General features: G+C 62.7%; 25 protein-coding genes. 12 read left to right on the top strand and 13 right to left on the bottom strand.

Going from position 1 to position 23,762, the window contains the following annotated elements; all coding sequences use genetic code 11:
• Nucleotides 1-167 precede the first annotated feature (167 nt).
• The 5 genes from MPN20_RS02725 to MPN20_RS02710 form a co-directional block, all read right to left on the bottom strand.
• Nucleotides 168-2,012, bottom strand: coding sequence for an MFS transporter (locus MPN20_RS02725; RefSeq protein ID WP_096146397.1), 1,845 nt, complete (start codon nucleotides 2,010-2,012; stop codon nucleotides 168-170).
• Between the two features lie 183 nt (nucleotides 2,013-2,195).
• Nucleotides 2,196-3,464 (bottom strand): MFS transporter, encoded by a 1,269-nt coding sequence (locus MPN20_RS02720; RefSeq protein ID WP_127362337.1) that lies wholly within the window; start codon nucleotides 3,462-3,464, stop codon nucleotides 2,196-2,198.
• A 113-nt stretch (nucleotides 3,465-3,577) separates the two neighbouring features.
• Entirely contained in the window at nucleotides 3,578-3,700 is a 123-nt protein-coding gene (locus tag MPN20_RS17245; RefSeq protein ID WP_278189601.1) for a hypothetical protein, read from the bottom strand.
• Nucleotides 3,701-3,959: 259 nt separating this feature from the next.
• Entirely contained in the window at nucleotides 3,960-4,841 is an 882-nt protein-coding gene (gene fdhD / locus MPN20_RS02715; RefSeq protein ID WP_242779218.1) for a formate dehydrogenase accessory sulfurtransferase FdhD, read from the bottom strand.
• 5 nt (nucleotides 4,842-4,846) lie between these two features.
• Complete coding sequence (locus MPN20_RS02710) at nucleotides 4,847-5,416, bottom strand: MogA/MoaB family molybdenum cofactor biosynthesis protein (RefSeq protein ID WP_125188192.1); 570 nt, start codon at nucleotides 5,414-5,416, stop codon at nucleotides 4,847-4,849.
• 120 nt (nucleotides 5,417-5,536) lie between these two features.
• Here MPN20_RS02710 and MPN20_RS02705 point away from each other — a divergent pair, with 120 nt between their 5' ends.
• The 5 genes from MPN20_RS02705 (at nucleotide 5,537) to MPN20_RS02685 (ending at nucleotide 9,420) form a co-directional block, all read left to right on the top strand.
• Nucleotides 5,537-6,481 carry a hypothetical protein gene (locus MPN20_RS02705; RefSeq protein WP_069600795.1) on the top strand — a complete coding sequence of 315 codons (945 nt, stop codon included), beginning with the start codon at nucleotides 5,537-5,539 and terminating at the stop codon, nucleotides 6,479-6,481.
• Between the two features lie 110 nt (nucleotides 6,482-6,591).
• Complete coding sequence (locus tag MPN20_RS02700; RefSeq protein ID WP_096157505.1) at nucleotides 6,592-7,041, top strand: MarR family transcriptional regulator; 450 nt, start codon at nucleotides 6,592-6,594, stop codon at nucleotides 7,039-7,041.
• A 60-nt stretch (nucleotides 7,042-7,101) separates the two neighbouring features.
• The gene (locus MPN20_RS02695) at nucleotides 7,102-8,289 is read left to right on the top strand and encodes an LLM class flavin-dependent oxidoreductase (RefSeq protein WP_009884883.1); all 1,188 of its coding nucleotides are present in this window, start codon (nucleotides 7,102-7,104) and stop codon (nucleotides 8,287-8,289) included.
• Nucleotides 8,286-8,852: an NADPH-dependent FMN reductase gene (locus MPN20_RS02690; RefSeq protein WP_242779215.1), complete on the top strand. Its 567-nt coding sequence runs from the start codon at nucleotides 8,286-8,288 to the stop codon at nucleotides 8,850-8,852. Before MPN20_RS02695 ends, MPN20_RS02690 begins: the two co-directional genes overlap by 4 nt.
• A gap of 103 nt (nucleotides 8,853-8,955) precedes the next feature.
• Nucleotides 8,956-9,420 (top strand): DoxX family protein, encoded by a 465-nt coding sequence (locus tag MPN20_RS02685; RefSeq protein WP_009884881.1) that lies wholly within the window; start codon nucleotides 8,956-8,958, stop codon nucleotides 9,418-9,420.
• Here MPN20_RS02685 and MPN20_RS02680 read toward each other — a convergent pair.
• Complete coding sequence (locus tag MPN20_RS02680) at nucleotides 9,368-10,324, bottom strand: helix-turn-helix domain-containing protein (protein ID WP_069600797.1); 957 nt, start codon at nucleotides 10,322-10,324, stop codon at nucleotides 9,368-9,370. The genes MPN20_RS02685 and MPN20_RS02680 overlap by 53 nt on opposite strands.
• A 169-nt stretch (nucleotides 10,325-10,493) precedes the next feature.
• Between MPN20_RS02680 and MPN20_RS02675 the strand changes: the two genes are divergently transcribed.
• The gene (locus tag MPN20_RS02675; protein ID WP_009884879.1) at nucleotides 10,494-11,132 is read left to right on the top strand and encodes an isochorismatase family protein; all 639 of its coding nucleotides are present in this window, start codon (nucleotides 10,494-10,496) and stop codon (nucleotides 11,130-11,132) included.
• Nucleotide 11,133: 1 nt separating this feature from the next.
• Here the strand turns inward: MPN20_RS02675 and MPN20_RS02670 are convergent, their stop codons facing one another.
• From MPN20_RS02670 to arsB, 4 genes are read right to left on the bottom strand one after another with little or no spacing between them, the layout of a single operon-like run.
• Nucleotides 11,134-11,544, bottom strand: coding sequence for a low molecular weight phosphatase family protein (locus MPN20_RS02670; RefSeq protein WP_083248953.1), 411 nt, complete (start codon nucleotides 11,542-11,544; stop codon nucleotides 11,134-11,136).
• Nucleotides 11,545-11,561: 17 nt separating this feature from the next.
• Nucleotides 11,562-13,073: an NAD(P)-binding protein gene (locus MPN20_RS02665; RefSeq protein ID WP_125188200.1), complete on the bottom strand. Its 1,512-nt coding sequence runs from the start codon at nucleotides 13,071-13,073 to the stop codon at nucleotides 11,562-11,564.
• On the bottom strand, nucleotides 13,070-13,486 hold the full coding sequence (locus tag MPN20_RS02660; RefSeq protein WP_096146391.1) for an arsenate reductase ArsC: 417 nt from the start codon (nucleotides 13,484-13,486) through the stop codon (nucleotides 13,070-13,072). Before MPN20_RS02660 ends, MPN20_RS02665 begins: the two co-directional genes overlap by 4 nt.
• Entirely contained in the window at nucleotides 13,483-14,598 is a 1,116-nt protein-coding gene (gene arsB / locus MPN20_RS02655) for an ACR3 family arsenite efflux transporter (protein ID WP_242779213.1), read from the bottom strand. Before arsB ends, MPN20_RS02660 begins: the two co-directional genes overlap by 4 nt.
• 142 nt (nucleotides 14,599-14,740) lie before the next feature.
• On the opposite strand from arsB, the gene MPN20_RS02650 reads away from it, so the two are divergent.
• Both MPN20_RS02650 and MPN20_RS02645 read left to right on the top strand, forming a co-directional pair.
• Nucleotides 14,741-15,091, top strand: coding sequence for a metalloregulator ArsR/SmtB family transcription factor (locus MPN20_RS02650; RefSeq protein WP_242779211.1), 351 nt, complete (start codon nucleotides 14,741-14,743; stop codon nucleotides 15,089-15,091).
• Nucleotides 15,092-15,556: 465 nt separating this feature from the next.
• Entirely contained in the window at nucleotides 15,557-16,762 is a 1,206-nt protein-coding gene (locus tag MPN20_RS02645) for a calcium:proton antiporter (protein WP_242779208.1), read from the top strand.
• Nucleotides 16,763-16,865: 103 nt separating this feature from the next.
• On the opposite strand, the gene MPN20_RS02640 is transcribed toward MPN20_RS02645, so the two are convergent.
• Complete coding sequence (locus MPN20_RS02640; protein ID WP_242779205.1) at nucleotides 16,866-17,324, bottom strand: helix-turn-helix domain-containing protein; 459 nt, start codon at nucleotides 17,322-17,324, stop codon at nucleotides 16,866-16,868.
• A 123-nt stretch (nucleotides 17,325-17,447) separates the two neighbouring features.
• On the opposite strand from MPN20_RS02640, the gene MPN20_RS02635 reads away from it, so the two are divergent.
• The 3 genes from MPN20_RS02635 (at nucleotide 17,448) to MPN20_RS02625 (ending at nucleotide 20,760) form a co-directional block, all read left to right on the top strand.
• Entirely contained in the window at nucleotides 17,448-17,876 is a 429-nt protein-coding gene (locus MPN20_RS02635) for a PaaI family thioesterase (protein ID WP_242779202.1), read from the top strand.
• A gap of 1 nt (nucleotide 17,877) precedes the next feature.
• Nucleotides 17,878-18,387, top strand: a complete 510-nt coding sequence (locus MPN20_RS02630; RefSeq protein WP_242779199.1) for a PaaI family thioesterase — start codon at nucleotides 17,878-17,880, stop codon at nucleotides 18,385-18,387.
• Between the two features lie 255 nt (nucleotides 18,388-18,642).
• On the top strand, nucleotides 18,643-20,760 hold the full coding sequence (locus MPN20_RS02625; RefSeq protein ID WP_242779196.1) for a hypothetical protein: 2,118 nt from the start codon (nucleotides 18,643-18,645) through the stop codon (nucleotides 20,758-20,760).
• A gap of 9 nt (nucleotides 20,761-20,769) precedes the next feature.
• Here the strand turns inward: MPN20_RS02625 and MPN20_RS02620 are convergent, their stop codons facing one another.
• Nucleotides 20,770-21,843, bottom strand: coding sequence for a DUF1524 domain-containing protein (locus tag MPN20_RS02620; RefSeq protein ID WP_242779194.1), 1,074 nt, complete (start codon nucleotides 21,841-21,843; stop codon nucleotides 20,770-20,772).
• Nucleotides 21,844-22,037: 194 nt separating this feature from the next.
• On the opposite strand from MPN20_RS02620, the gene MPN20_RS02615 reads away from it, so the two are divergent.
• Nucleotides 22,038-22,727 carry a hypothetical protein gene (locus MPN20_RS02615; protein ID WP_242779191.1) on the top strand — a complete coding sequence of 230 codons (690 nt, stop codon included), beginning with the start codon at nucleotides 22,038-22,040 and terminating at the stop codon, nucleotides 22,725-22,727.
• A gap of 162 nt (nucleotides 22,728-22,889) precedes the next feature.
• Here MPN20_RS02615 and MPN20_RS02610 read toward each other — a convergent pair whose 3' ends face one another.
• Entirely contained in the window at nucleotides 22,890-23,756 is an 867-nt protein-coding gene (locus tag MPN20_RS02610) for a sulfite exporter TauE/SafE family protein (protein WP_242779188.1), read from the bottom strand.
• Nucleotides 23,757-23,762: the final 6 nt, after the last annotated feature.

Genomic DNA, 23,762 nt, shown 5'->3' with positions numbered 1-23,762 from the left:
GTGCTTGCGACTGTGTCCGAGACTGTGACCGTGTGCGCTATGGAGTGCCGCTGAGCATAGCGGCGACTAGGCCGAGCACCGCGATGACGGCCAAAGCAATGACGAGGACGCGTTTGAGCATACTCCCCATTCTACGTGGGATGTCTGGGTCGTGTCTTCGTCTCGGATCACCGGTCGGTCGACTCCAGTGTGCCGCGGCGATTGCGTTTGATATGTCCCAGCCGAATGGCTTCGCGCACCGACGAGCGGAAACGTCCGGGGCCCCACTGACGGGCACCGATAGCGCGATAGAGCTTAGTCTCGGAGACCGGCTGCAAGTCGCGGACATAGTCGATGATGCCCTGCACCTCATTGGCCGAGACTTCCGATGGGACGTCGCGCGAGGAGACTGAAGGCCACGGGGCATAACCTCCGGCCGATCCCGGCCCCGGGCGCAGCCGGTCGCGTTTCCTCGTCTGCCGATCCCCTACCGCTGTCGTCGGCTCCACGCTGCCGTCGGCACCCATGCCTTGGCTGGCACCCGCCTCGGCGGTCTTCTTCGCTTCGACCGCCCCTTTGGTCTCATCGGCATCTTCGGCGGTGAGGGGGCGGGCGATGTCCTCGAGGTTGGCACCTTCGGCCCTGACGCCGAGGAAGATCTCCGCGATGCCACCCAATGCCATGACTCCGGCACCGATGCAGAAGGCCATGGCGACCAGGGAGCGGTTGCCGGATTCGATCATCTCGCCGAAGAGCAACGGTCCGGCGATGCCGCCGACGGCGGTGCCGATGGCGTAGAAGAATGCGATCGCCAGTGCCCGGGTCTCCATCGGGAAGATCTCACTAACCGTGAGATATGCAGCGCTGGCACCCGATGAGGCAAGGAAGAAGCAGGCGGCGAGGATGATCAGGAAGAGCCAGGCGTTGCCGATGCCAGCATTGAAGACGAACGCAAGGACGACTGCTACGACAGCCGAACCTATGTAGCTGAACGAGATCATCGGCTTGCGACCGATCGTATCGAAGAGCCTGCCGAGGACGACCGGTCCGGCGAAGTTGCTCAGCGACCACAGGATGATGAAGATCGGCACAGTCCCGGCAGCTACGCCGTAGAACCCGTGAAAGATCGTACCCAGGTTGAAGGTGATTCCGTTGTAGAGGAACGCCTGGCCGACGAAGAGCACGAGACAGAGGACCGCACGCTTCGGGTAGACCTTGAAAGCGACCTTCGCGAGTTCGGCGAAGGAGATCGTCTTGCGCTGTCGGATCGTGATGGTCCGATCCGGTTCGGGCAGCTTCTGACGTGTCGTCTCCTCGATGTCGGACTCGATGCCTTCGACGATGCGTTCGGCTTCGTCCTGCTGCCCGTGGATGAACAGCCAGCGCGGGCTTTCGGGCACGTTCTTGCGGACGACGAAGACGAAGATCGACAGCAGCGCACCGACAGCGAAAGCCAGTCGCCAACCGATCATCTGCGGCAGGATGTCAGTGTTGAGGAAGAACAGCGTCGTCGCCGCCCCTCCCGCAGCACCGAGCCAATAGGAGCCGTTGATGATGAGGTCGATACGACCGCGCACTCGTGCGGGGATGAGTTCATCGATCGCCGAATTCACGGCCGCGTATTCGCCGCCAATTCCGGCTCCAGTGAGGAAACGGACCAGGAAGAAGTACCAGGGCGAGAAGGAGAACGCGGTGGCCACAGTGGCGACGAGATAGAGGATGAGGGTAATGAGAAAGAGCTTTCGACGCCCGAACCTGTCGGTGAGCTGGCCGAAGACAATCGCACCGACACAGGCTCCGAGGACATAGATCGCTCCCGCGGTGCCGATCTGACCGGCAGTCATTGAGATTCCGCTGCCGTCCTCGGTCATCCGGGCGGCGACATTGCCGACCATGGTGACTTCGAGACCGTCTAGGATCCACACGCTGCCCAGGCCGACAACGACCATCCAGTGGAATCGCGCCCACGGGAGTCGGTCAATGCGTGCCGGAACGTCTGTGGTGATGGTTCCGAGTTCGATATCTCTGTTCATCAGACACCTCGCTGTATCGCCTCGACGACTTGCTGCTGGAAGTCCATGCACGTCAGTGCGCCAGCTACAAGAGCAAAAAGTATTGACATGGTACCCCTTCAAGGGGAGGCCGTTCGGCCAACAGCACTGTCGGCATGGCTGCGGTCGGCATCCGCGCAGCGTCGCCAGCTGAGAGCTGTGTTCCTATGCAGATCGCGATTGTCCGCGCACCCTCTGAATGAGGATCGCAGCCAGAACGGCACAGAGCAGATACACCACCGCGACGGCGATCCAGCCCGCACGGAATCCACCGGCCGAGCCGATGAGCAGTCCCATGCCCAACGGTCCCAGGGCGAATCCGGTGAACATGCCTGCCGTGACCATTCCGCTGGCCGAGGCCATCGACGCCGAAGGGATCGATCGCATGAGCGCGCTCATGAGCACCACGGAGACGCCGAGCGCCGAGATTCCGTGCAAGGCGACTGCAACCCACAGAGGCCAGGCCCGACCGCTGACATCGGCAATGAAGAACAGCACTCCCCCGGCCAGTGCGATGAGCGCGAGGACGAGCAGCAGTCGCAGCCCAGAAGCACCACGGGCCATGAGCCTCGCCCAGCTCACTCGGGCGATGACGCCGATGATTCCGGCCAGGGCAGCAGTGGCACCGCCGAGCACGAGTGAGAAGTGAAGCTCACGCACGGCGAAGAGCGGCATGTAGACGTTCGTGGCCTGGACGCTGATGCCGTTGAGCAGACCGAACGCCGCCATGGCCCACACCATGCCCGGATGGCGCGGAGCTTTCGATGGGTGTGAGGGGCGCGAGGATTCCGGATCTTGCGCACCAGTGCCAGCAGCCGCCTCGGCGCTATCGGTCGTCGGCGAAGCCGCCACCGCCAACAGCGGGGTCGAGCGCAGTGAGCGCCAGGTCATCACCAGGAGGAAGATCGGGATGACGGTGATGGCCAGGGCCGCGCCCCTCCACCCCATGACTAACGCCAACGCGGGGAAGGCGAGGCTCGAGACCAGCTGGCTGACCTGGACCCCAGACTGTTTGATGCCGACCCAGCCGATCCGGCGGGAGCCGGGAACACGCTCGAGGAGAATCCGATTCGTCACACCGTTCGGGAAGGACTGGGCGACTCCGGCAAGGCCTGCGGCGACCAGCAGCAGCCCGAACCCCGCTGGCAGCGCCGCCAACACGAAGCTCGCGGCTGCGAGCAGGAAGATCGACGACATCAGCAGCAGGTCGGACCGATTGTCGGCGAGGCGGGCCAAGGTCGCACTGCCGATCGCGGCACACCCGAAGCAGACGGTGGCCAGCAGGCCGAAGTGCGCCTCAGTGATGCCCAGGTCGGAGATGATCCGATCACTCGTCGCGCTCAGCCCGTAGAGCAGCAGCGGTCCGGCACCGACGGCACCGGTGAGGACGGTCAGAAGCCCGAGACCCGGTCCCCGTTGCTCGCTCGCGTTCACCTGCCACCCTCCTCGCATCCCACTCCAGCATGTTAGGCCCTGGCGAGATTGAAGTGGGATGAGTCCAACTGGTGGCCACGAACCATTCGAGCAAAAGGTCCGGCTGGAGCAAGTCAGACCGAGAGCTCAGACTCCACCTCGGCGGCGTTCGGCTGCCGATAAGTGCCAAGAGTGCGGACTCCGGGGATCGCCAACCCATATCGGAGTCCGAGGAACTCGAACGTCCACTCGGGCACCTACCTCGCGCTGATCGCCTCAAGCGGAACAGAATGAAATCGACGTCAGGTCATCAGCAGTTCCCCGGCCGGGAAAGACGATTGTCAGATGCCTGTTGTTGACGGTGACTGCGGTCATGCTGATTCCTTCGCTCCAGGAGGGCAGGTGGCCCTTGTCTCAGCATATTCGCGACCAGTTTTCGTCCGCGTCCCCTGAGGATCGACTTCCCGGTCCGCCGTGCGGCGGAGTCAGCCTTCGGCTCTTCACACGATCCTCGGGCTAGGCGATGCGCTCCGGGTACGAGTAGACATTGAAGCGGCCCCTGCGGTTGAAGCCGATGACGCTGACCCCCAGGCTCTTGCCATGGTCGACGGCGAGCGCCGAGGGTGCGCTGACGGCCGACATCATCGGGATGCCTGCCATCGCTGACTTCTGCACGAGTTCGAATGAGGCCCGGGCGGAGACCTGGAGGACTGTGCGGTTCAGCGGCAGCCCCCGATTAGCCATGGCCCAACCGATGACCTTGTCCACAGCGTTGTGGCGGCCGACGTCTTCGCGTCCGATGAGGAGTTCGGGTTCAGCAGCAGGGTCGTCGCCGACGGCGAAGAGCGCGGCGGCGTGGACTCCCCCGGTCTTGTCGAAGACTTCCTGCTGGGTGCGCAGACGATCCGGCAGCTCACCGATCCGGGCGGCCGAGAGCAGCTGCGGGAATCGGAACTCCTCGTCGAGGTCGACCGGGAACGACGCCGGGATCAGAGGATAGGCGGAGGTCTTCGTCACCGCGTCGATCGCCGCGGTTCCACATATCCCACACGAGGACGAGGTGTAGACGGATCGGGCGGGGGCCGCCTCGGCGCTCCAGATTCCGGGTCGCAGGCGCACTTTGGCGACGTTGTAGTTCCGGGACCCGTCGGGGGCGAGCCCGGCGGAGAAGTCGATCTCTTCGATGTCGTCCATCGAGGTGATGACCGCCTCGGACAGCAGATAGCCGGCGATGAGCTCGACGTCATTGCCGGGTGTGCGCATCGTGACGGAGAACTGCTCGCCGTTGAGTTGAATCTCCAGCGGCTCCTCGCCGGCTAAGGAGTCCGGCCCCGCGGAGATCTCACCGGTGGCATCGAATTTGTGGACCCTGGCGCGAACGGCTCTGCGCTGCACCATGCCGATCAGACCCGTGGTCCGTGGTCGGTGGTGTCCTCGATCGAGGTCTGGATGTGTTCGAGGAGGTCGTCGATGACGGTGATGCCGTCCTTGACTCCGCCCTTGGAGCCGGGGAAGTTGATGACGAAGCTGCGGCCACGTACCCCGGCGACTCCGCGACTCATCACCGCCGAGGTGGTCGATTCGAGCCCCTTGCGCCACATCGCGTACACGAGCCCCGGGGATTGCCGTTCGAGGAGTTCGGCGGTGAACTCCGGGGTCCGATCATCCGGGGCCAAGCCGGTGCCGCCGCTGGTGACGATGATGCGCGGGCGTTCGCTCTCCGGGGTGTCGATGAGGAGGGACCGCAGCGCCTGGCCGACGGGTTCGCCGTCGCGGACGACGATGGCATCGGGCGTCTCATAGCCGCGCGTGCGCAGCCAGTCGACGAGGATCGGGCCGGTCGTATCGGCCGCCTCTCCCCTGGCCGCCGAGGTGGAGGCGATGATGACGGCAGCAGACCGACCCGCGCCGAGGAGGTCATCGGCCTGGGATGTCGCCTGGGCTTGTGCTGCCCCATTCGTTTCACTGCTCACGATGCCATCGTACGTCGGACAGGAAGGTAGCTGCATAGCGGTGACTTAGGTCAACGGTCTTTAACTGGCCCTTGAATTGCTCAGCGACTTGATGTCAGTCATCGTGCATATGATCTGCGTATGCCATCAGACTCTAATGAAGCATTCGGTGATGAAGACGATCACCTCCTAGCCGGCACGAACTTCCTCAGACGAATTGGTCACAATATTGACAAGACCTTGACCGCCTCAGCAGGACTGGACGAGGACGGCCACCCACAGGTGCTTGTGATCGGGTTCAACAATATCCAGCTAGTCAACGAGAAGGGGAAAGTTGTCCTGGACGTGGGAAGCCGAAATATCCGTGCGCTACGGTCGGTAAACACGGGCGGTCTTCAACTGTGCACCACAACCAATGTCGCAACGGAGAACTTCCGGACCAGGTGGCCCCACTACATATCCGTGGAAGATGCGCAGTACCTCGAAAACCTCTGGCTCGACCTCTTCCCCCTCAATCATGCTGGACCACAACTGAACTCACTTCCATGGCGAGAAGAGGAGTACGCATACTATGTGGGCCGCGTCGTAACGGAGGCCGCCAAGTGCGACGTCGCACTCGCTGGGTTGGCGACGACGGCGTACCTCATCCTCGGCCGTTCGCCGGAAAAGATACACGGGCAAAGCGGAAAGGCACTAAAGGATAAGCTCACCGAGATCGGCGAGCACTGCAAGAGCCCGATTTTCAGCAAGCTCGGGGAAAGATACTACGCTTGGTACGACAAGCGGAATTTTGCCACTCATGGCATCAGAGGCACTGGAGCCGACGGCCATCCGACCGGTCAGGTCTTCAAACACAAAAAAGGAACGCAGCCCTCGGAGGTGTACACCGAGGTCGACGACCAAGATTTTCAGCAGCTCGCATTGATATGGCGGGCCTTCTACGACCTCAATCACGACGCGTTCGAAATCAGCTTTCACCTTGGCTTCTACAACTCGCATACTGAATCAGGAACGCCAGAAGAGTTCATTGGACGGACTCCCTTGTCCTCCACAGGAACTCCTGACAGCCAGATGCCATGGCAATGATATTCACGTCTGCGACTGCCTCGTTCTTACAACTCTTTCCTATCGGTGGCTAGGTGATGACCTCAGCACATACCCAGTAAAGTAGAGACACCCCGCAGGGAGGAGGCGCGATGGAGGATCTGTCGCTGAGCACGCTGGTCTGGCTGCGCATGGTGCGCTTCGTCGAGAACAGCAATCAGCTGTCCAATGACCATCTGCGGCAGTTCGATCTCACCCTGGCCCAATTCGAAGCGCTGGCCCATATCCGCAATTTTCAGCCGATCACGCAGACCGACCTGGCCCGTGGTCTCACCGTCACGGGAGGTGGCATCTCCAGAATGCTCTCCCGTCTCGAATCCGAGGGGCTCATCTCGAGGCAGCAGGATTGGAAGACCAAGCACATCTCGCTGACCGACAAGGGCACCGAGCTCCTCGAGCGGGCCTATCCTTCCCAGCTTGAGCAGCAGGCTTCACTCTTCGACGAGGTCCTCGATGAGGACGAGAAGACGCAGCTGCATGCGCTGATGAAGAAGCTCTACGAGCACAGCATCACCCGTTGCGAGGACGATTCGCAGTCCTAGGGAATATTTCTCCGGCACTATCAGTTGACATGGCAAATGACATTTCACTGAGGAGAGAAATTGAGCGAAACCACCGGCCAGACTGCACCTCCTGAGCAGACAGCGCCCACTGAGCAGGCCCAAGCCACGAACATGATGGATCACCTCGGATTCACCTCCGGTCAGGGACTGCAGTTCGGGATGTACAGCCTCGGCGATCATCTGCCGAATCCGGCCGACGGGTCCAGGGTGGACGCCGGCGAGCGCATCCGCGAATTCATCGGCTACGCCCAGGCGGCCGAGGATGCCGGCTTCGATTTCTTCAGCGTCGGTGAGAGCCATCAGGAGTACTTCGCCTCGCAGGCCCATGCCGTCATCCTCGGCGCGATCGCCCAGGCCACAAGCACGATTCGCATCGGCAGTACCTCGACGATCCTGAGCACCTCGGATCCGGTGCGCGTGTTCGAGAACTTCTCCACCATCGATCACATCTCAAACGGTCGCGCCGAACTCGTCGCCGGCCGCGCCTCCCGGATCGGCCTGTTCGAACTCCTCGGCTACGACCTGCGTGACTACGAAGAGCTGTTCGAGGAGAAGTTCGAGCTGCTGGGCCGGATCAATCGGGAGCAGCGGGTGACCTGGAGCGGGAAGTTCCGCGCCCCGCTCAACAGCGCCGAGGTGCTCCCCCGTCCCGCACAGGACCCGCTGCCGATCTGGCGGGCCGTGGGCGGCGCCCCGACAAGTGCGATCAAGGCGGGCCTGGCCGGAGTGCCCATGGTCATGGCCCACCTGGGCGGGACCACCTCGTCGTTCAAGCCGACGGTCGATGCCTACCGGGAAGCGGCACGTCACCGGGGCTTCGATCCCGCCACCCTGCCGATCGCGAACGCCGGATTCCTCCATGTCGCCGAAACCTCGCAGGAGGCGCTGCGCGGGCTCTACCCGCACATCAATGAGGGGATGAAGCGCTCGAATGGGCAGGGCATGCCCAAACAGCTCTTCGCCCAGGCCGTTGACCCGCACAGCATCGTCAACCTCGGCAGCCCGCAGCAGATCGTGGAGAAGGTCCTGCACCAGCACGAGGTCTTCGGTCATCAGCGCTACCTCGGTCAGATCGACTTCGGCGGCATGCCCTACGAGAAGGTGATGAAGCAGATCGAGATCCTCGGCTCTGAGGTCATTCCCGCCGTGAAGAAGTACACGGTCTCGTCGACTCCCCAGGCCACCTCGGCGATGAATGCGAACACAGCCGAGGAGGTTGCCCGATGAAGCTCGTCGCTCTATCCGGTTCGAACGTAGGCACGAAGACGCGCACGGTCATGGAACACCTCACCCAGACGGTGATGGTCCAGGACCCAAACGTCGAGGCCACACTCATCGACCTCGCCGAGGTCGACATGGTCTTCAGCGACGGCCGCAACTTCACCGAATACACCGGCGATACCGGTCGCGTGACCCGGGCTCTCATGGACGCTGATGTGATCATCATCGGCACCCCGATCTTCCAAGCCTCGATACCGGCGACTTTGAAGAACATCTTCGACCTGCTGCCGGTCAATGCCTTCCGGGACAAGGTCGTGGCCATGGTCGCGACCGCGGGTTCAGCCAAGCACTATATGGTTCCCCAACAGCAGCTGCAGCCGATCTTGACCTATATGAAGGCGCAGGTCGTCCAGCCCTATGTGTTCATCGAGGAGAAGGACCTGCTGCGGGGCCAGATCGTCAACAACGATGTCATCGCGCGCCTCGACCGGCTCGTCGAGGACACTCTCGTGCTCACGCAGACCTATGCCTCGATCCGGGAGGCCAAGAACGCCGCCTACGGGTTCTGAGCGCTCGCGATTGTCCCAGACGACAAGTGAGGCTGTTGCCAGGGTTCTGCCAAACGCGGCGAATACTCTGTAGTTGCAATTTCAACCAACTTTGGAGATCGCTGTGTACGCCACGACTGGATTCCCGACCATCGCCCGCGACATCATCACCGTCTTCGCCCGGATCACCCTCGGCGTCATCTTCATCGCCCACGGCTGGCAGAAGTTCAATGAGTGGACCGTCTCGGGTACCTCGCAGTCCTTCGCTCAGATGGGTGTGCCGCTGCCAGACATTGCGGCACCGTTCGCGACCTTCGTCGAGCTCATCGGCGGAGCGCTGCTCATCCTCGGCGCTCTGACTCCCATCGTCGGCATCCTGCTGGCCGCCAACCTCATCGGCGCATTGGTCATCGTCCACCTCACCCCTGTGCCGTTCGTCGATCAGGGCGGCTGGGAACTTGTCGCCGCTCTGGCCGCAGGCGCTCTGCTGCTGGCTGCCACGGGTCCGGGCCGCTTCAGCGTCGACCGGTTCCTATTCAAGGGGAAGACGGCTGCGCTTCGAAGCGACGTCGATACTCCGACGGCGTGACATTGAACGCGGCAGCGAAGTTCTGCCGCAGCGTGACCACGCTGCCGAAGCCGCAATTCACGGCGATCTGATCGATCGACAGGCTCGTAGCCTCCAGTGCCCGCCTGGCCTCATCGAGGCGGCGCATCCGCACCCATGAAGCAGGTGTCGCCCCAGTCGATGCCCGAAAGGTGCGGATGAAGGTCCGCAGGCTCATATGTGCGACCTCGGCCAATCTCTCGACCGACAGGTCTTCGTCCAGGTGGTGCGCCGCCCAATCGAGCACCGCCGAGATCGAATCATCATCGGCACGCTCAGGCAATGGTCGCTGGATGTACTGCGCCTGCCCACCGTCGCGATGCGGAGCAATGACCAGACTGCGCGCCACCTGGTTGGCCGCGGCGGCACCCAGTCGAGTCCGGACCATGTGCAGACAGGCATCCAGCGCCGAGGCGGTGCCAGCCGAGGTGATGACATCGCCGTGATCGATGTAGAGAACCGAATCATCGATCTCCAGATCCGGATGCCGAGCCGTGAGCTGGTCGAACCCTTGCCAGTGCGTCACCGCCTTGCGGCCGGCGAGCAGACCAGCATCCGCGATGGGGAACGTGCCCAGGCACAGTCCGGCAATGGAAGCACCCCGGTCATGGCTGGCAACCAGCAGCTCTCGCAGGGGTTGCCCAGCCGGGCGACCATCGTCGTACCAGGACGGGACCACGACCACCTCGGCGCCGGATGCCGCTTCCGGCCCACTCACCCCGGTGATCTGGTATCCCTCCGCCGTCGTGATCGGCTCGGCGTCGTCGGAGAACAGAATCGTCTCCCACGTGGCGAGGCCTTGGCGGGCAACCTCATCGAAGACCATCTGCGGCACGGACAGGTGGAACATGGTGATGCCGGTGAAGGCGTAGATGGCGATGCGCACGGCAGGCTCCTCCCGATGACTGCTTACTGATTGGCTGGAATCAGTTTGGCGTAATTCCATCGTAGATGAGCATTTATGCTGCTGGCAGCCCTCGGTCGGCTCTTGCACACTGGAGATGTGCCGCGGATTCGCGCCACTTCTTCACTCATCACAACTTTGGAGCTTCGCTATGCCTACCGCGCGCCGTGCCCTTGTCCTCGTCGATGTGCAGCAGCAGTACTTCGACGGCCCGCTGGAGATCCAGTACCCGAGCCATGACCAGTCACTGCCGAAGATCACTGCGGCCATCGACGCCGCGGTTGCCGCGGACATCCCCGTCGCCGTCATTCAGCACACCATGGGCACTGAGGCGCCCGTGTTCAATCCGAACGAGCCCGGTTTCGCACTCCACCCCGAGGTCGCACAGCGCCAGACTGATTCCTGGAAGTCAGTGGTCAAGGAGTACGGCTCCGTCTATGCCGACACCGACCTGGAATCATGGCTGCGCGAGAAAGACGTCGACACCGTGACGCTGGTCGGGTACATGACGAACAACTGCATCCTCTCCTCAGCGGCGAGTGCCGAGGTGCTTGGCTTCACCACGGAAGTGCTCTCGGACGCGACCGGTGCTATCAACATCGCCAATGATGCCGGCTTCGCCGATGCCAAGACCGTGCATACAACCCTGATGGCGGTTCTGCATTCGAACTGGGCCGCCGTGGCGACGACTGATGCCTGGAGCCAAGCGCTCAGTGCTCAGGAGCCTCTGCCGAAGGGAGACCTGGGCAGCTCGGCCGTCACCGGTGCGCAGAAGGCAGGGCAGAGCTGAGCTATGACTGCAGGCGGCTCAGCAGGTCCTTGACGCGTTCGCTGATGTCATCGCGGACCAAACGCATGCGCTCGATTCCGTCAATGCCGCGCTCAGAAGGTTCGTCGGTGTCCCAGGTCTCGAGCCTGGTTCCGTCGGGCGCATGCACTTTCGCTTCTCGCCCCAAGGTGACGACGACATCGGCTGCTTCCAGATCGGCTGGGGTGACCGGCTTCGGGCTTCCTTCGCTGATGTCGATGCCCAATTCGGCCAGAGAATCCACCGAAAGCTGATTGAGCGAGGTGCCGGGCTTGGTGCCGCCGGAGGCGACATCGACCGAGTCGCCGGCGATGTTGTTCATGAGGCCGGCGGCCATCTGTGATTTTCCGCCGTTCTTCACACAGACGAAGAGGACGTGAGGTGGTGTTTTCATCGTGTCTCCCGGTGAGTTCATCGTGCATCCTGGTGTGCGCCGCGACCGTGTTCCAGCCCGGTGGGAATGCCCAGTGTGACCGGTTGCGGGGTCGAGCCGCAGCAGCCGGAGCCTTCAGCCGCAGGTTCAGCCTCGCCCACCGGCGCTGGTCCGCAGCATCCGCCATCATCGTCAGCCACAGAGGCAGCCGATGGAACGTCGCACGAGGAACCGATGTCAGCCGAGCAGACTCCGGTCTCCGGAAGCACGAGCTCGACCTTATCGGCGGCCGCCTGGTCACCGGCGATGGCGGCGACGATCGAACGAACCTGCTCGTAGCCGGTAGCCATGAGGAATGTGGGCGCTCGCCCGTAGGACTTCATCCCTGCGATGTAGAAATCCTTCTCTGGGTGGGACAGGAGGCGAGCGCCGTGTGGTGCGACGGTTCCGCAGCTGTGGTGCTCCGGGTCGATCAGTGGCCCAAGACCCGTAGGCGCCTCGACGATCGAGTCGAGATCGAGTCGAATCTCGCGCAGGAAGCTGAGGTCTGGCCGGAAACCTGTGGTCGGAACGACCAGGTCCGCGTCGAGCGAGGCAGCGCCCGCCGAGGTGGTCCCGGTGATCGTGAGTGCGCTTGGGATATCCGTCGCCGAGGTGGTGCTGAAGTCAGAGTTCGTCTGCGCCGCGATGCGCAGTTCCGTAATGGTCGTCGAGGTGTGAACCTCGATGGCTCCGGCCTCAACGAGGTTGCGCAGTCGCGTGCCCAGCGCCCCACGTGCGGGCAACCCGTCTTGGTCGCCACCGCCGTAGACACTGGCAGGATCAGTTCCGCGAATGGCCCAGCTGATGCGAGTGGACGGTTCAGCCTCGCGGAGCTCCCCCAGTGCCAGCAGAGTATTGGCTGCCGAGTGGCCGGCCCCGACGACAAGTGCGTGCCGGCCAGCGAACTGTGCTCGATCTCGGCCGAGGACGTCGGGCAACGGCGAGGTGACGAGCCCAGCTTCTCGGGCCGCTGGTTCCCCGATGGCTGGCAGTCCTGCTTGGCCGAGAGGGTTCGGGCTTTCCCAGGTGCCGGAGGTGTCGATGACGGCGCGTGCGAGGTGGTCTTCGATCTCCCCTTGTACGTTCTGGGTGCGAACGAGGAACGGAGTATCACCACGGCCCGGGGTCCGCGTGCGATCTTTGCCTACGCGGCTGACTGCGATGACTCGTGTCTGAGTGCGAATCGTGTTGCTCAGTTGTGGCGTCGCGGCCAAGGGTGCGAGGTACTCGGCCACGAGTTCAGCCCCGGTCGGCAGGTAGTCGCCATTGGGCTCGACCCATCCTGTCGGATCGAGTAGGGCGCGGGCGGCCTGGTCGATGTTGTACTTCCATGGTGAGAAGAGACCGATGTGGCCCCACTGACTCACCGCCGCGGCAGGCCTCGAACCAGCTTCGAAGATGAGCGGCTCCATATCGCGAGCGACGACGTGCGCTGCGGCGGCAAGCCCGACAGGGCCAGCACCGATGATGACAACCGGAAGTTCAGCCAGCGGCGTGGACTCAGTCATGATGCATCCTCCAGGCTGTTCAGCAGAGCCTTAATTCGAGCGCGAATGTCGTCGCGGATGATGCGCACGGTCTCGATTCCCTGACCTGCCGGGTCGTCGAGTTCCCAGTCTTCGTAGCGTTTGCCGGGGAAGATGGGGCAGGCATCGCCGCAGCCCATGGTGATCACCACATCCGAGGTCTTCACCGTGTCCGGGGTGAGAATCTTCGGCTGCTGGTCGGTGATGTCGATGCCGACCTCAGCCATCGCCTCGGCGGCGGTCGGGTTGATCATGTCCCTCGGCTCGCTGCCAGCGGAGCGGACCTCAACTCGATCGGCCCCGAGCTCGCGGAGGAAACCGGCAGCCATCTGTGACCGGCCGGCGTTGTGCACGCAGACGAAGAGGACGGTGGGTTTCATTTCGGTTGAGGTCATGAGTGCGACTCCTGTCGGTTCGGGGCCATCTGGCCTCCGGCGAATTCGGGGAAGAAGCGGCGTCGTGACCACAGGGCCACGTAGACGAGGGCGACGAGGATGGGGACCTCGATGAGGGGGCCGACGACACCGGCAAGAGCCTGCCCGGAGGCGACTCCGTAGGTGCCGATGGCCACGGCGATGGCGAGTTCGAAGTTGTTTCCGGCAGCGGTGAACGCAAGCGTGGTCGTCTTCTCGTAGCCGAGGTGCAGGGCACGTCCCACGATCATGCCGACGGCGAAGACGACAATGAAGTAGATGAGCAGCGGCAGCGCGATGCGGGCGACATTCAATGGATTCGAGGTGATCTCATCACCCTGGAGAGCGAAGAGCAGGACGATGGTGAACAGCAGTCCGTAGAGCGCGAAGGGCCCGATCTTGGGCAGGAATCGGTCTTCGTACCAGGTTCGGCCCTTAGTCTTCTCACCGATGGTGCGGGTGAGGAAGCCGGCCAAGAGCGGTATGCCGAGGAAGACGAGGACGCTGAGGGTGATCGCCCAGAAGGAGAATTCGCCGCTGGTCGTCGGCAGTCCCAGCAGATTCGGCAGCCACTGCAGGTAGAACCAGCCGAGGAGACCGAAGGCGAGGACCTGGAATACCGAATTGATCGCGACGAGGACAGCTGCGGCTTCGCGGTCACCGCAGGCGAGGTCGTTCCAGATGAGGACCATGGCGATGCAGCGGGCGAGGCCGACGATGATCAGTCCCGTCCGATATTCGGGAAGGTCGGGCAGGAAGAGCCAGGCGAGGGCGAACATGAATGCTGGTGCTGCCAGCCAGTTGATGAGCAGGGAGGTGATCATCAGCTTCTTATCGGCGAGCACCCGGCCGGTCTCGTTGTAGCGGACCTTGGCCAGCACCGGGTACATCATCACCAGCAGCCCCAGAGCAATCGGCAGCGACACGTCGGCGATCTTGATCGAGTCCAACGCCGCACCAAGTCCCGGCACGAGGCGGCCAAGCAGCAGGCCGAGCACCATCGCTGCGATGATCCACACCGGCAGGAAACGGTCGAGGGTCGACAGTTTGGCCTGGGCCGGTTCCCCGGCGCGCTCAGTTCCTGTGGTGCTCATCGAACTCCTTGCACGGGTTGTACGGAAGGTACGGATTGAGTCTGCGACGACTGAGCTCTCTGGACCTCAAACATCGATGGGTATCGATATGAATCCAACCACTACATATCGACAACTGTCAATGTATGGGCATAATGGACGGGTGACCACTGAACAGACATTGCCCGCACCCGCCTCGGCGAGCTGCTGCACCACACTGACTGCCGAGCCGCTGGATGCCACCGAAGCCCAGGAGTTCGCGCGCACCCTCAAGGCACTCGCCGATCCGACGCGCCTGCGGTTGGTTTCCCTGGTTGCTGCCAACAACGGAAGCGAGACGTGCGCGTGCGATCTCATCGATCCGGTCGGACTCGGCCAGCCGACGGTCTCCCACCACCTGAAGATCCTCGTCGACGCCGGAGTTCTCCACCGGGAGAAGCGCGGGGTCTGGTCGTACTACTCTCTGGCAGCTGAGACCCTGGAACGGATAGCCACCTTCCTCTCCCCTGCTTAAGCTCACGGATCGATCCGGGCTGTTTGTCTGAGTCTCGTCGGACCAGTGGATCGATTCCGGGCTCGGCGCGGAGCGCTTCCAACGCTACCTGGATGAGTGTTGCGGAAACCGCGTGCGTGCCCTGGCCCTCTATGAGTGGAATGTCGAAGCGGGACAAGCCTTGATGCACGACATTGCACACTTCGAAGTCGCGCTCCGCAACGCCTATGACCTTGCAATTGCTGCTGATAGCCCCAGACGTTCACGCTCACGTATTGCGAACTTCAAATGCTTCTCACGTCCTGGCTGAGAGGCCCTAACGACCGCGCACAGGATTGGCGTCGGATAACTTCACGACCAATCGTTTGCCCAGGCCAGAGCACTCTCGATACCATGGGACTGAGTAGCAGATGCAATAAACGCCCGGGACGACCCGAATGCGATCAGTCACGATGAGGACGGCCTCAAAGAAGCAGGACTTTTTCAATGTCTGCCACCGTCCGCAGCATCCTCACTCCCACCGCGATCGTCCGCCTCGTCCTCGGCTGGGGCGCATTCGCCGCCCTCCTCGCCGCCGGTCCATTGCTGGCTCCCCCGGTTCCGGCACCACTGCTCATCACCGCGCTCATCGTCGCAGTCATCCTCATCTGCGCATTCGGCGTCGTACACGAAGCCGAGCATCTCGCTCGCCGTCTCGGCGACCCCTATGGGTCACTCGTGCTCACACTGTCGATCGTGCTCATCGAGGTCGTCCTCATCACCGCCGTCCTCCTCGGACCCGGCGAGCATGCCACGATCGCCCGCGACTCCGTCATGGCCGTGTCGATGATCATCCTCAACGCCGTGATCGGACTATGCCTGCTGGTGGCGGGGCTGCGACACGGCAGTCTCGCCCATAACCGCACCGGCACGTCGACCTATCTTTCGCTCATCATCGTCCTCGCCGCGATCGCCTTCGCCCTGCCGGCACTCATCGGCACGAACGGCAGCTACCAGGCGTGGCAGGAGATCCCGATCGTCATCGTCACAATCGGCATCTACGCCTTCTTCCTCTTTCGCCAGATGGGCGCCCAAGCCGATGACTTCCGTGAGGTCGATCCACGGCTGACCCGACCCCCCGCCGAGGCGGCCGCACCGTCCCCATCCAACATCGACGTCACCGTCGCGAACGCCACCAGCACCGAGGCGGCCGACCCTGACCGCGAACGGCAGGGAATCGTCGAGGTGATCCGCACCCACCGCGTCGAGATCGCCCTGCGTCTCGTGCTCCTCGTCGTCACGGTGATTCCGATCGTCCTGCTCTCCCACGATATGGCGACGCTGCTCGATGACGGTCTGAGTCGCCTCGGCGCCCCTGTTGCCTTGTCGGGAATCGTCATCGCCCTCATCGTCTTTCTCCCGGAGACGATCACCTCAGTGCGTGCAGCTTGGCAGGGAGAGATTCAGCGAGTGAGCAACCTGTGCCACGGTGCCCAGGTGTCGACGGTCGGGCTGACGATTCCGACCGTCCTCGTCATCGGCTCGCTCACTGACCAGCAGATCGTACTGGCGGAGTCGCCGGCGAACCTGCTCCTCTTCGCCGTCACCCTGCTGCTGTCGGTGACGACGTTCGCCGCGAAGAAGGTCACGGCAGTTCACGGCGCCGCCCACCTCGTCGTGTTCGTGATCTTCGGGATCACGGTGTTCTCGTAAGCGTCACCGTGATCTCGTCAGTGTCACGGTGTTCTCACCTGTGTCACGGTGTTCTCACCTGTGTCACGGTGTTTCCGCCTGTGTCACGGTGTTCTCGTCAGTGTCACGGTGTTCTCGTCAGGGGACGCGTTTCGCTCTCCCGCGGCGAGGCAAGCGTATGGCCCGCCGCGCATTGGACGACCGCCGCGACCGGTTCACCGCAGTCACGATGCCTGACGTCGATGGGCGGGCCGCCCGGTCCCGCGCAATGTTCGTCACCCCAGCGCAGCAGCGAGATCATCACCGGGTAGAGGTCGAGGCCCTTCTCCGTCAGCCGGTATTCCTTGCGCGCCCGCTTCCCTGGCTCACGATAGGGCCTGGCCTCAAGTACCCCGGAGGCGATCAGCTTGCGCAGACGATCGGAGAGAACCGGGTCGGAGACGCCAACGTGGTCACGGATCTGGTCGAAACGGCGCACTCCGTTGAATGCCTCACGCAGGATGAGTATCGTCCATTTCTCCCCGATGATGTCGAGGGTTCGCTGGATCGAGCAGCCAGCGGTGTCGAATTCGAGCCACTCCATATTCACTCCACTCGCTCCATGTTCATTCCGCTCCCCTGCCCTGCCGCAGTCCGGCAATTGACCTGTGGAACCATTGTAAGCTAGCTTACAAATACTTAGCTAGCGTGAAGGGAAACCACAACTATGCCCACTGCTTCGACTCCAGATGTCTCACTCGACGGGGCCAGCCGCTTCGTCGCCGCCTCGGGCTTCATCGTCGACGAGGTCACGAACACCGAGGTACGCGGTCACGCCGATCTGGACGAGGACCACCACACCCCCTGGGGCGTCATCCACGGCGGCGTCTATACGACCCTCGTCGAGAGCGCGGGCAGTGTCGGCGCCAGCCACGCGGTGTTCGACAAGGGCGAATTCGCTGTCGGCGTCCACAATGCCACCGACTTCCTCCGCCCGACCAGCGCAGCCCGCGTCTCCGTCGAAGCGACCGCACTGCACCAGGGGCGGACCCAGCAGCTGTGGCAGGTCGTCATCTCCGATTCGTCATCGAACAAGGTCCTGGCCCGTGGCCAGCTCCGCCTCCAGAATGTGCCACTGCCGAAGGGATCCAACTGAGATGAACACTGACGCGAAGACACACGAGACGACAGTCACCTGGACCGACCCTGCGGAGGGCCTGTCTCACCTGCCGACGTTGGATGGCGTCGACTTCCTCAAGAAGATGGCGAGCGGCGAGTTCCCCGGGGCGCCCATCGGTGCCCACTTCGGTATGAAACTCGTCGAGGTCGACAACGGCACGGTCACCTTCGAGTGCAATCCGGACGAATCGCACTACAACCCGATCGGCATGGTCCACGGCGGACTGGTCTGCACGTTGCTCGATTCAGCCCTCGGCTGCGCGGCCCACTCCACCCTGCCCGCAGGCTCCGGCTACACCTCGATCGAACTCAAGGTCAGCTACCTGCGCCCGGTCACCTCCGACAGCGGCCCCCTGCGCTGCACCGGTCGGGTCGTCAAGCCTGGTCGCCGCGTGGTCTTCTCCGAAGGCGAAGTCGTCGACAACAAGGGCAAGACCGTGGCAACAGCCTCTAGCAGCCTGCTCGTCTTCCCGCTGGAAACCAGCTGAGGTCTTCTCGCTGGGAACCACGTGAGGACTTTCCGTTGGGAACCACCTGAGGACTTTCCGTTGGGAACCACGTGAGATCCCCCTGCTGGCAACCACCTGAGATCGACCGCCCGCAAATGAACGGCAATTGTCTCGATAAAGAAATTCTGACTGCATCAGTGTTCGATTGATGCCCGAATTGTTACATTCATTGATCCTCAATGCGAGTAGAATGGAGGAAAGCACTCACACCGGCGTGAAGGGAAGGTGAGGTCAATGAAGAACCCGAGTACTCCAATCGGTCCAGGCACACCACCCTGCACCGGCGCTCCGGACACCGGGCAGTCTGGCAATACCATCCGCCCGCCTTCGATCGGACTCGATTCACCTCGCCGCCTCGATATCGACCCGAAATCACCACACGCCGCACTTCTCAGCGTCACTGCACTGAGCACTGCGACACAGTTAGTCGAACTCGATGCAGTCGCAAACATCTTCTTGGCTGAGGCCATTCAACGACTCAGATATGTCGACGACGAAGGCAGCAGTGGGAACTACCGTCATGCGACGTTCACCGACACTGTTGCGAGGTTTCTTGAGGCGCAGGCAGCTGAAGAGGGCATTCCCTACATCCCCCGGGTCGACGCCACAGACTCACACGGTTCCGAAGAGCCGAATTCCTCGGGCTCACCGGTCGAAAGTGATTCTCAAGACGCACCGCGCCTTCCTCTGCCGATATTTCCGCGGTTTCGACTCGAGCAGTCGTTCTATGGCTGGGTCCAAGCTCTCGCCGAATCGGAGGACGTAGCCGAACTCGCCACGGTGCTCGGTTCGACCATCGGCCACACATATACGAAGATCACGAATGCGACAATGCTCGCCCACGGCCTTCCCCGGTTCCAACAGCGGTGCCTTGCCGGCGAGTTCACCATCGAACATGTCATCGCCGCGACAAGGATCTGTCGTGACCTGCACTTCGAGCATTTCCCCGCAATGGACGAGTACTTGGCAACTCGCCGAGCGGACATCACCGTCGAAACATTCAAGAAGTCCTTGGGCATGAAAACGGCGACCCTGACACCTCCCGATGATCGACTGGAAGAAGCCAGCAAACGTCGCCGAGTTGATATCGCAACCTACCCTGACGGGACAGCAAGCTTGACTCTGTCGGGGCCAGCCCCAGAGCTGAAGGCCTATTATCTGCGTCTCGAGGCGTTTGCCCGCGCCATCCGAGCAGGCGATATCTCTGCTTTCACCGTCGAGCTTGATGCCGATGTCGAAATGATCGAAGACCGTCGCATCGATGCACTGATGTTCGACATCAGCACCCGCACTCGTCCACAACTGAGCATCCAGGTCACCGTCAAAGACTCGGCCACAGGCACTACGACGACCACGGAAATTCCGATCGGCGTGCCAGAAGAGAAGTCGACCTCAGCGATCGGAGTCACGGCAGCGATTCATTCTGCCGCCGACCGGGCCCGCGCAGAAAATGAAGCGGACGGCGAGTCCGCCCACAAAGAGCTGACGATGGACGTGTCCTTGGAGATGCCCACCCACGGACAGTGGTTTGAGAACCAGGCGAGGATGATCACCACGGTGCCCGTGCTGTCTTTGATCAGCGACGCAGAACTGCCGGGGGTGTTCTCCGACGGATCTCCGATCCCCGCTGAAACCGCGCGCCGAATCGCCGGACACTGTTCAACGTGGACTCGAATCCTCACCGACCCGGCAACTGGCACTCCGATTGACGCGAAGGCCACAACATATCGGATTCCGACCAGCCTGCGTCTGCCATTGATTGCGAAGTGGCAATCATGCACTGTCCCAGGCTGTACCCGACGGGCGGAGACTTCCGAGGTCGATCACTTGATTCCCTTCGACCACGATCATCCCGCTCGAGGCGGATTGACCACATTCCTGAACCTCCACCCCCTGTGCAAGCCGCACCACATGCGAAAAACCGAAAAGAAGTTTGCGGTGAGGAAAACAACGGAGGGCTCTGTCGAATACGTGTTTTCCCACGGGCTGGTCACTGATGTGGCCCCACCGGATCACCCGATCAATGCTGAACATGCTCGAGCGATGAAACGCCTCGGGCAGGAGGGGGACCCACCGGGCCCGGTCACTCCCGACACCCGCAAACGATCGTCTCAGTCAGTCGCGAAATCTCCACCAAAGGCCCAGAAACCACCGAAAACTCAGGAACCACCAAAGGCCCAGCACACACCGAAGGCCACGAAACCAGAGAAGAAGCGGTGCCCTCGGAATGAGAAGAAGAGCCTGAAGAGCATGAAGGGCTCAAAGGAACAGATCGCAGGAGAAGACCGAAAGGCACACAGACACAACGTCCAGGCAGTGAACTGGGATTCGGGCGATCCACCACCTTTCTGAGGTGACCTGCTATTCGCAGCCGACCCCGTCGCCGTCCCGATCGAGGTGGGAGGCATAGCCCGGGTCACCCCTGCGGACGGGGGCGGCGCCAGCATCACGGGCGGCGGTGCAGTTCTTGAAGTACGTCGATCCTGAGCCCGATCTGCCCGAGCCCGATTTACCCTTCGTCGTGGACGAACTCGACTTCGGGGGCTTCTTCTTCTCGGTCGCAGTCTTCACGTTGTCGCCTTCACCCGGGTCGGGCCAGGCCACGTTCTTCACGAACGCCGGCTGATCATCACACGAGGCCAGCACGCGTTCCATCGCCGATTTTTCTGCCTTGACGACCCACAGATCGTATTTGTGCTTGATCGCGATCTGGCGAGAAACGTACTCGCAGCGGTAGCTCTTCAACGGCGGCAGCCAGGTCGCTGCGTCACCGTCGCCCTTCTGCCGGTTGAGGCTCGAGCTCACGGCCAGCAGGTTGAGCGGATCATTGCCGAACTCCTTGAGGGTGTCCTCATCGAACTTCGAGGCACCGGTCTGCCAGGCATTGGAGCGGGCGACAATGTGGTCGATGTCGATGTTGTTCGGGCTACGGTCGAAGGCGTAGGTCTCGCCCTTGTACTTGTCCTTCAGCGTGCCCTTGATGACGACGCACCCGTTGGTTCCGGCTTTGAGCGTGATGTTGCGCAGGTCGCGGCGCAGCGCGTCGTTGCGGGTGTCGCATCCGTTGTGGTCGGCGTCCGAACGCCATTTGAAGAGGTCGGCGTCGTATCCGGTCTTCGGTGCACGCCCCTTGACCTTCAGCTCGTCGAGCATGGCCAGTGCGGTTCCAGGCGCGGACCCTCCGGCCCGGCCCTGGTCGTTCTCCGAGTCCTTCTTCGCGTCCTCGTCGGCAGGTGCCGTCGCCTCGGCGTCCTTGGCATCGCGGCCTTCGGCGGAGATTGCCGTCGGACTCGGCGCTGTCGATTCTGCAGCCGCCTCGGTCGACGGGCCAGTGTCGGACGACGCGTCGCCGTCGGCCTCAGCGCACGCGGTGAGCAGCGCGAGGACCAGGAAGCTGATGAGGAGGAAGACCATACCGCTGCCGAGGCGTTTCATGGCATGGTGGAAGGAGGAAGACAAAGGCGTGGGTATCCAGTCGTACACAGGGGTTGAACGTGGTCGTGGACCGCGACGGCATTGCTGCCAGTCCCGATCCACTACAGAGATGATACGTCCCCTCGGCGACGGCGGAGGGAGATTCGAGAACAAAGTGACGGATTCGTTATCCCCTCGGCAGGAGGCAGCACATCATGCGCCATGACGAAGAGCGGCCGCAGACGACGCAGCTCAATGTCTCAGCGCCGGTTCCTGGGCAGTGGATCCAGGTGCTGGCGACTATGCGGGCGAATGCCTTCACCCGTTTGAGCATCGAGGACATCCGCGCCGAGGCTGCCCACATCATCATCGCCTCCCCCTCGGACGAAGTGACCCGCGCCAGCTTCGCTCCCCTGCTCGAGGCCCTGTCATGCGACAATTTCGCATCCGACGACTTCGTCGAGATCATGACCCCCGAGGCGGTTGTCCCCGCCGACGTCCCCGCGGGGACGTGGATCTTCCTCCCCCACCGACAAGATGGGTGGGTCGAACTCGAGACCACCTCGGCGCGGATGCGGGCTGCGCTGGTCAAGGAGAACACCGCACGGGCAGCGGAGGACAAGTTCAGCCTCATGGAGTTCGGGGTCAACCTGTGGCTGTGGGCCGAACCGCCCTACGGCGGCGGCGATCCGGTCTGCCACGCGGGTGAGCTCATCAGCTGGGAGAGTGCGTGGGCTCTGGGCGGCGCCTCCGACACACTAAGCAGCGCCTCCGACACACTGAGCGGCGCCTCCGACTCACTGAGCGGGACCGACGTCCCACGCGATTCGGGCAGTTCCGCAATCAGGCCGCCAATCTACTTCGGACTCCCCGACGTGCTGCGCCGGCGACGCATGGGCGAGTGACGCATGGACGAGTGAGGCATGGACGAGTGACGCCCGCCTTCCGGCCCACTTGCCGTCGAGAGGTCACCTTCTAACGTAGCCCGTCGATGATAAAGGGTTCTCTCGGTGCTTTGGTTCAGAGCTCTCACGCCCCGCAACTCCGATCACGACACGCACCTCCGATCACGACACAGCGACGACAGCTCCGGCGGTGACGAGCAGGATGACGTAGCCCCAGGCGTGGAGGATCTCCGGGATCTTGGGCACGCGGCGACGCAGCAGCACGATGAGCGGGATCGCGCCGATGAGCAGCGCTGCCGCCGAGTAGAGGTCGAGTGAGCCGACCATGCCAGGCACCGGCACCGACGTATGCGCGGTGATCGTCACGATCACAGCCGGGAGCATGATCACCAAGGTCAGCGGATTGGCCAGAGTGGTGGCAACGGTCATTGTCGCCCCCGATCGGCGCATCATCGGCACGGTCATCACACTGCCGCCGACGCCGAGGAACGACGCGAGGCCGCCGATGGGGAATCCGAACAGGGCGCCGATCCCCCGGCCCCCGTCACTGTGGCTCTTCTCGGCCCCGACCCCAGCACCGTCTCGCGCCTTTGCATCTCGAACCTTTGCATCTCGAACCTTCGCGCTTGAGCGGACCGTCGAGCCACCTCGGCGGAAGAAGCCGGGACGGGCCAGCAGATCGATCGCGGTCACGGCGATGTAGACGACGAAGCCCCATTTCAAGAGCGCATTAGGTGCGAATTCGGCACAAAATGCGCCGAACGCTCCACCTGCCGCCAGCAGGATGAACAGCCACCACCGCCCTCTGAGGTGGGCCAACGTCTCGCGCTTGGTCGAGATCGTGGAGACGACGGCATTGACGAGCATGACCAGCGCCGAAGTTGCCGCCGCCACCCGTGCGGTGTCGCTGCCGAGGTCGGCATCGACGAGTGTGATGATCGGGACGGTGACAAAGCCACCGCCGAATCCGAACAGCACGGTGGTCAGCCCGACGAGGCACCCGACGAGCACCAGTCCCACAAAGTCCATACGCGA

The sequence above is a fragment of the Brevibacterium sp. ZH18 genome, from assembly GCF_022748595.1.
Classification (GTDB): Bacteria; Actinomycetota; Actinomycetes; order Actinomycetales; family Brevibacteriaceae; genus Brevibacterium.
Note: the sequence above shows the minus strand (reverse complement) of the source record. Positions and strands in the feature narration are given on the sequence as shown.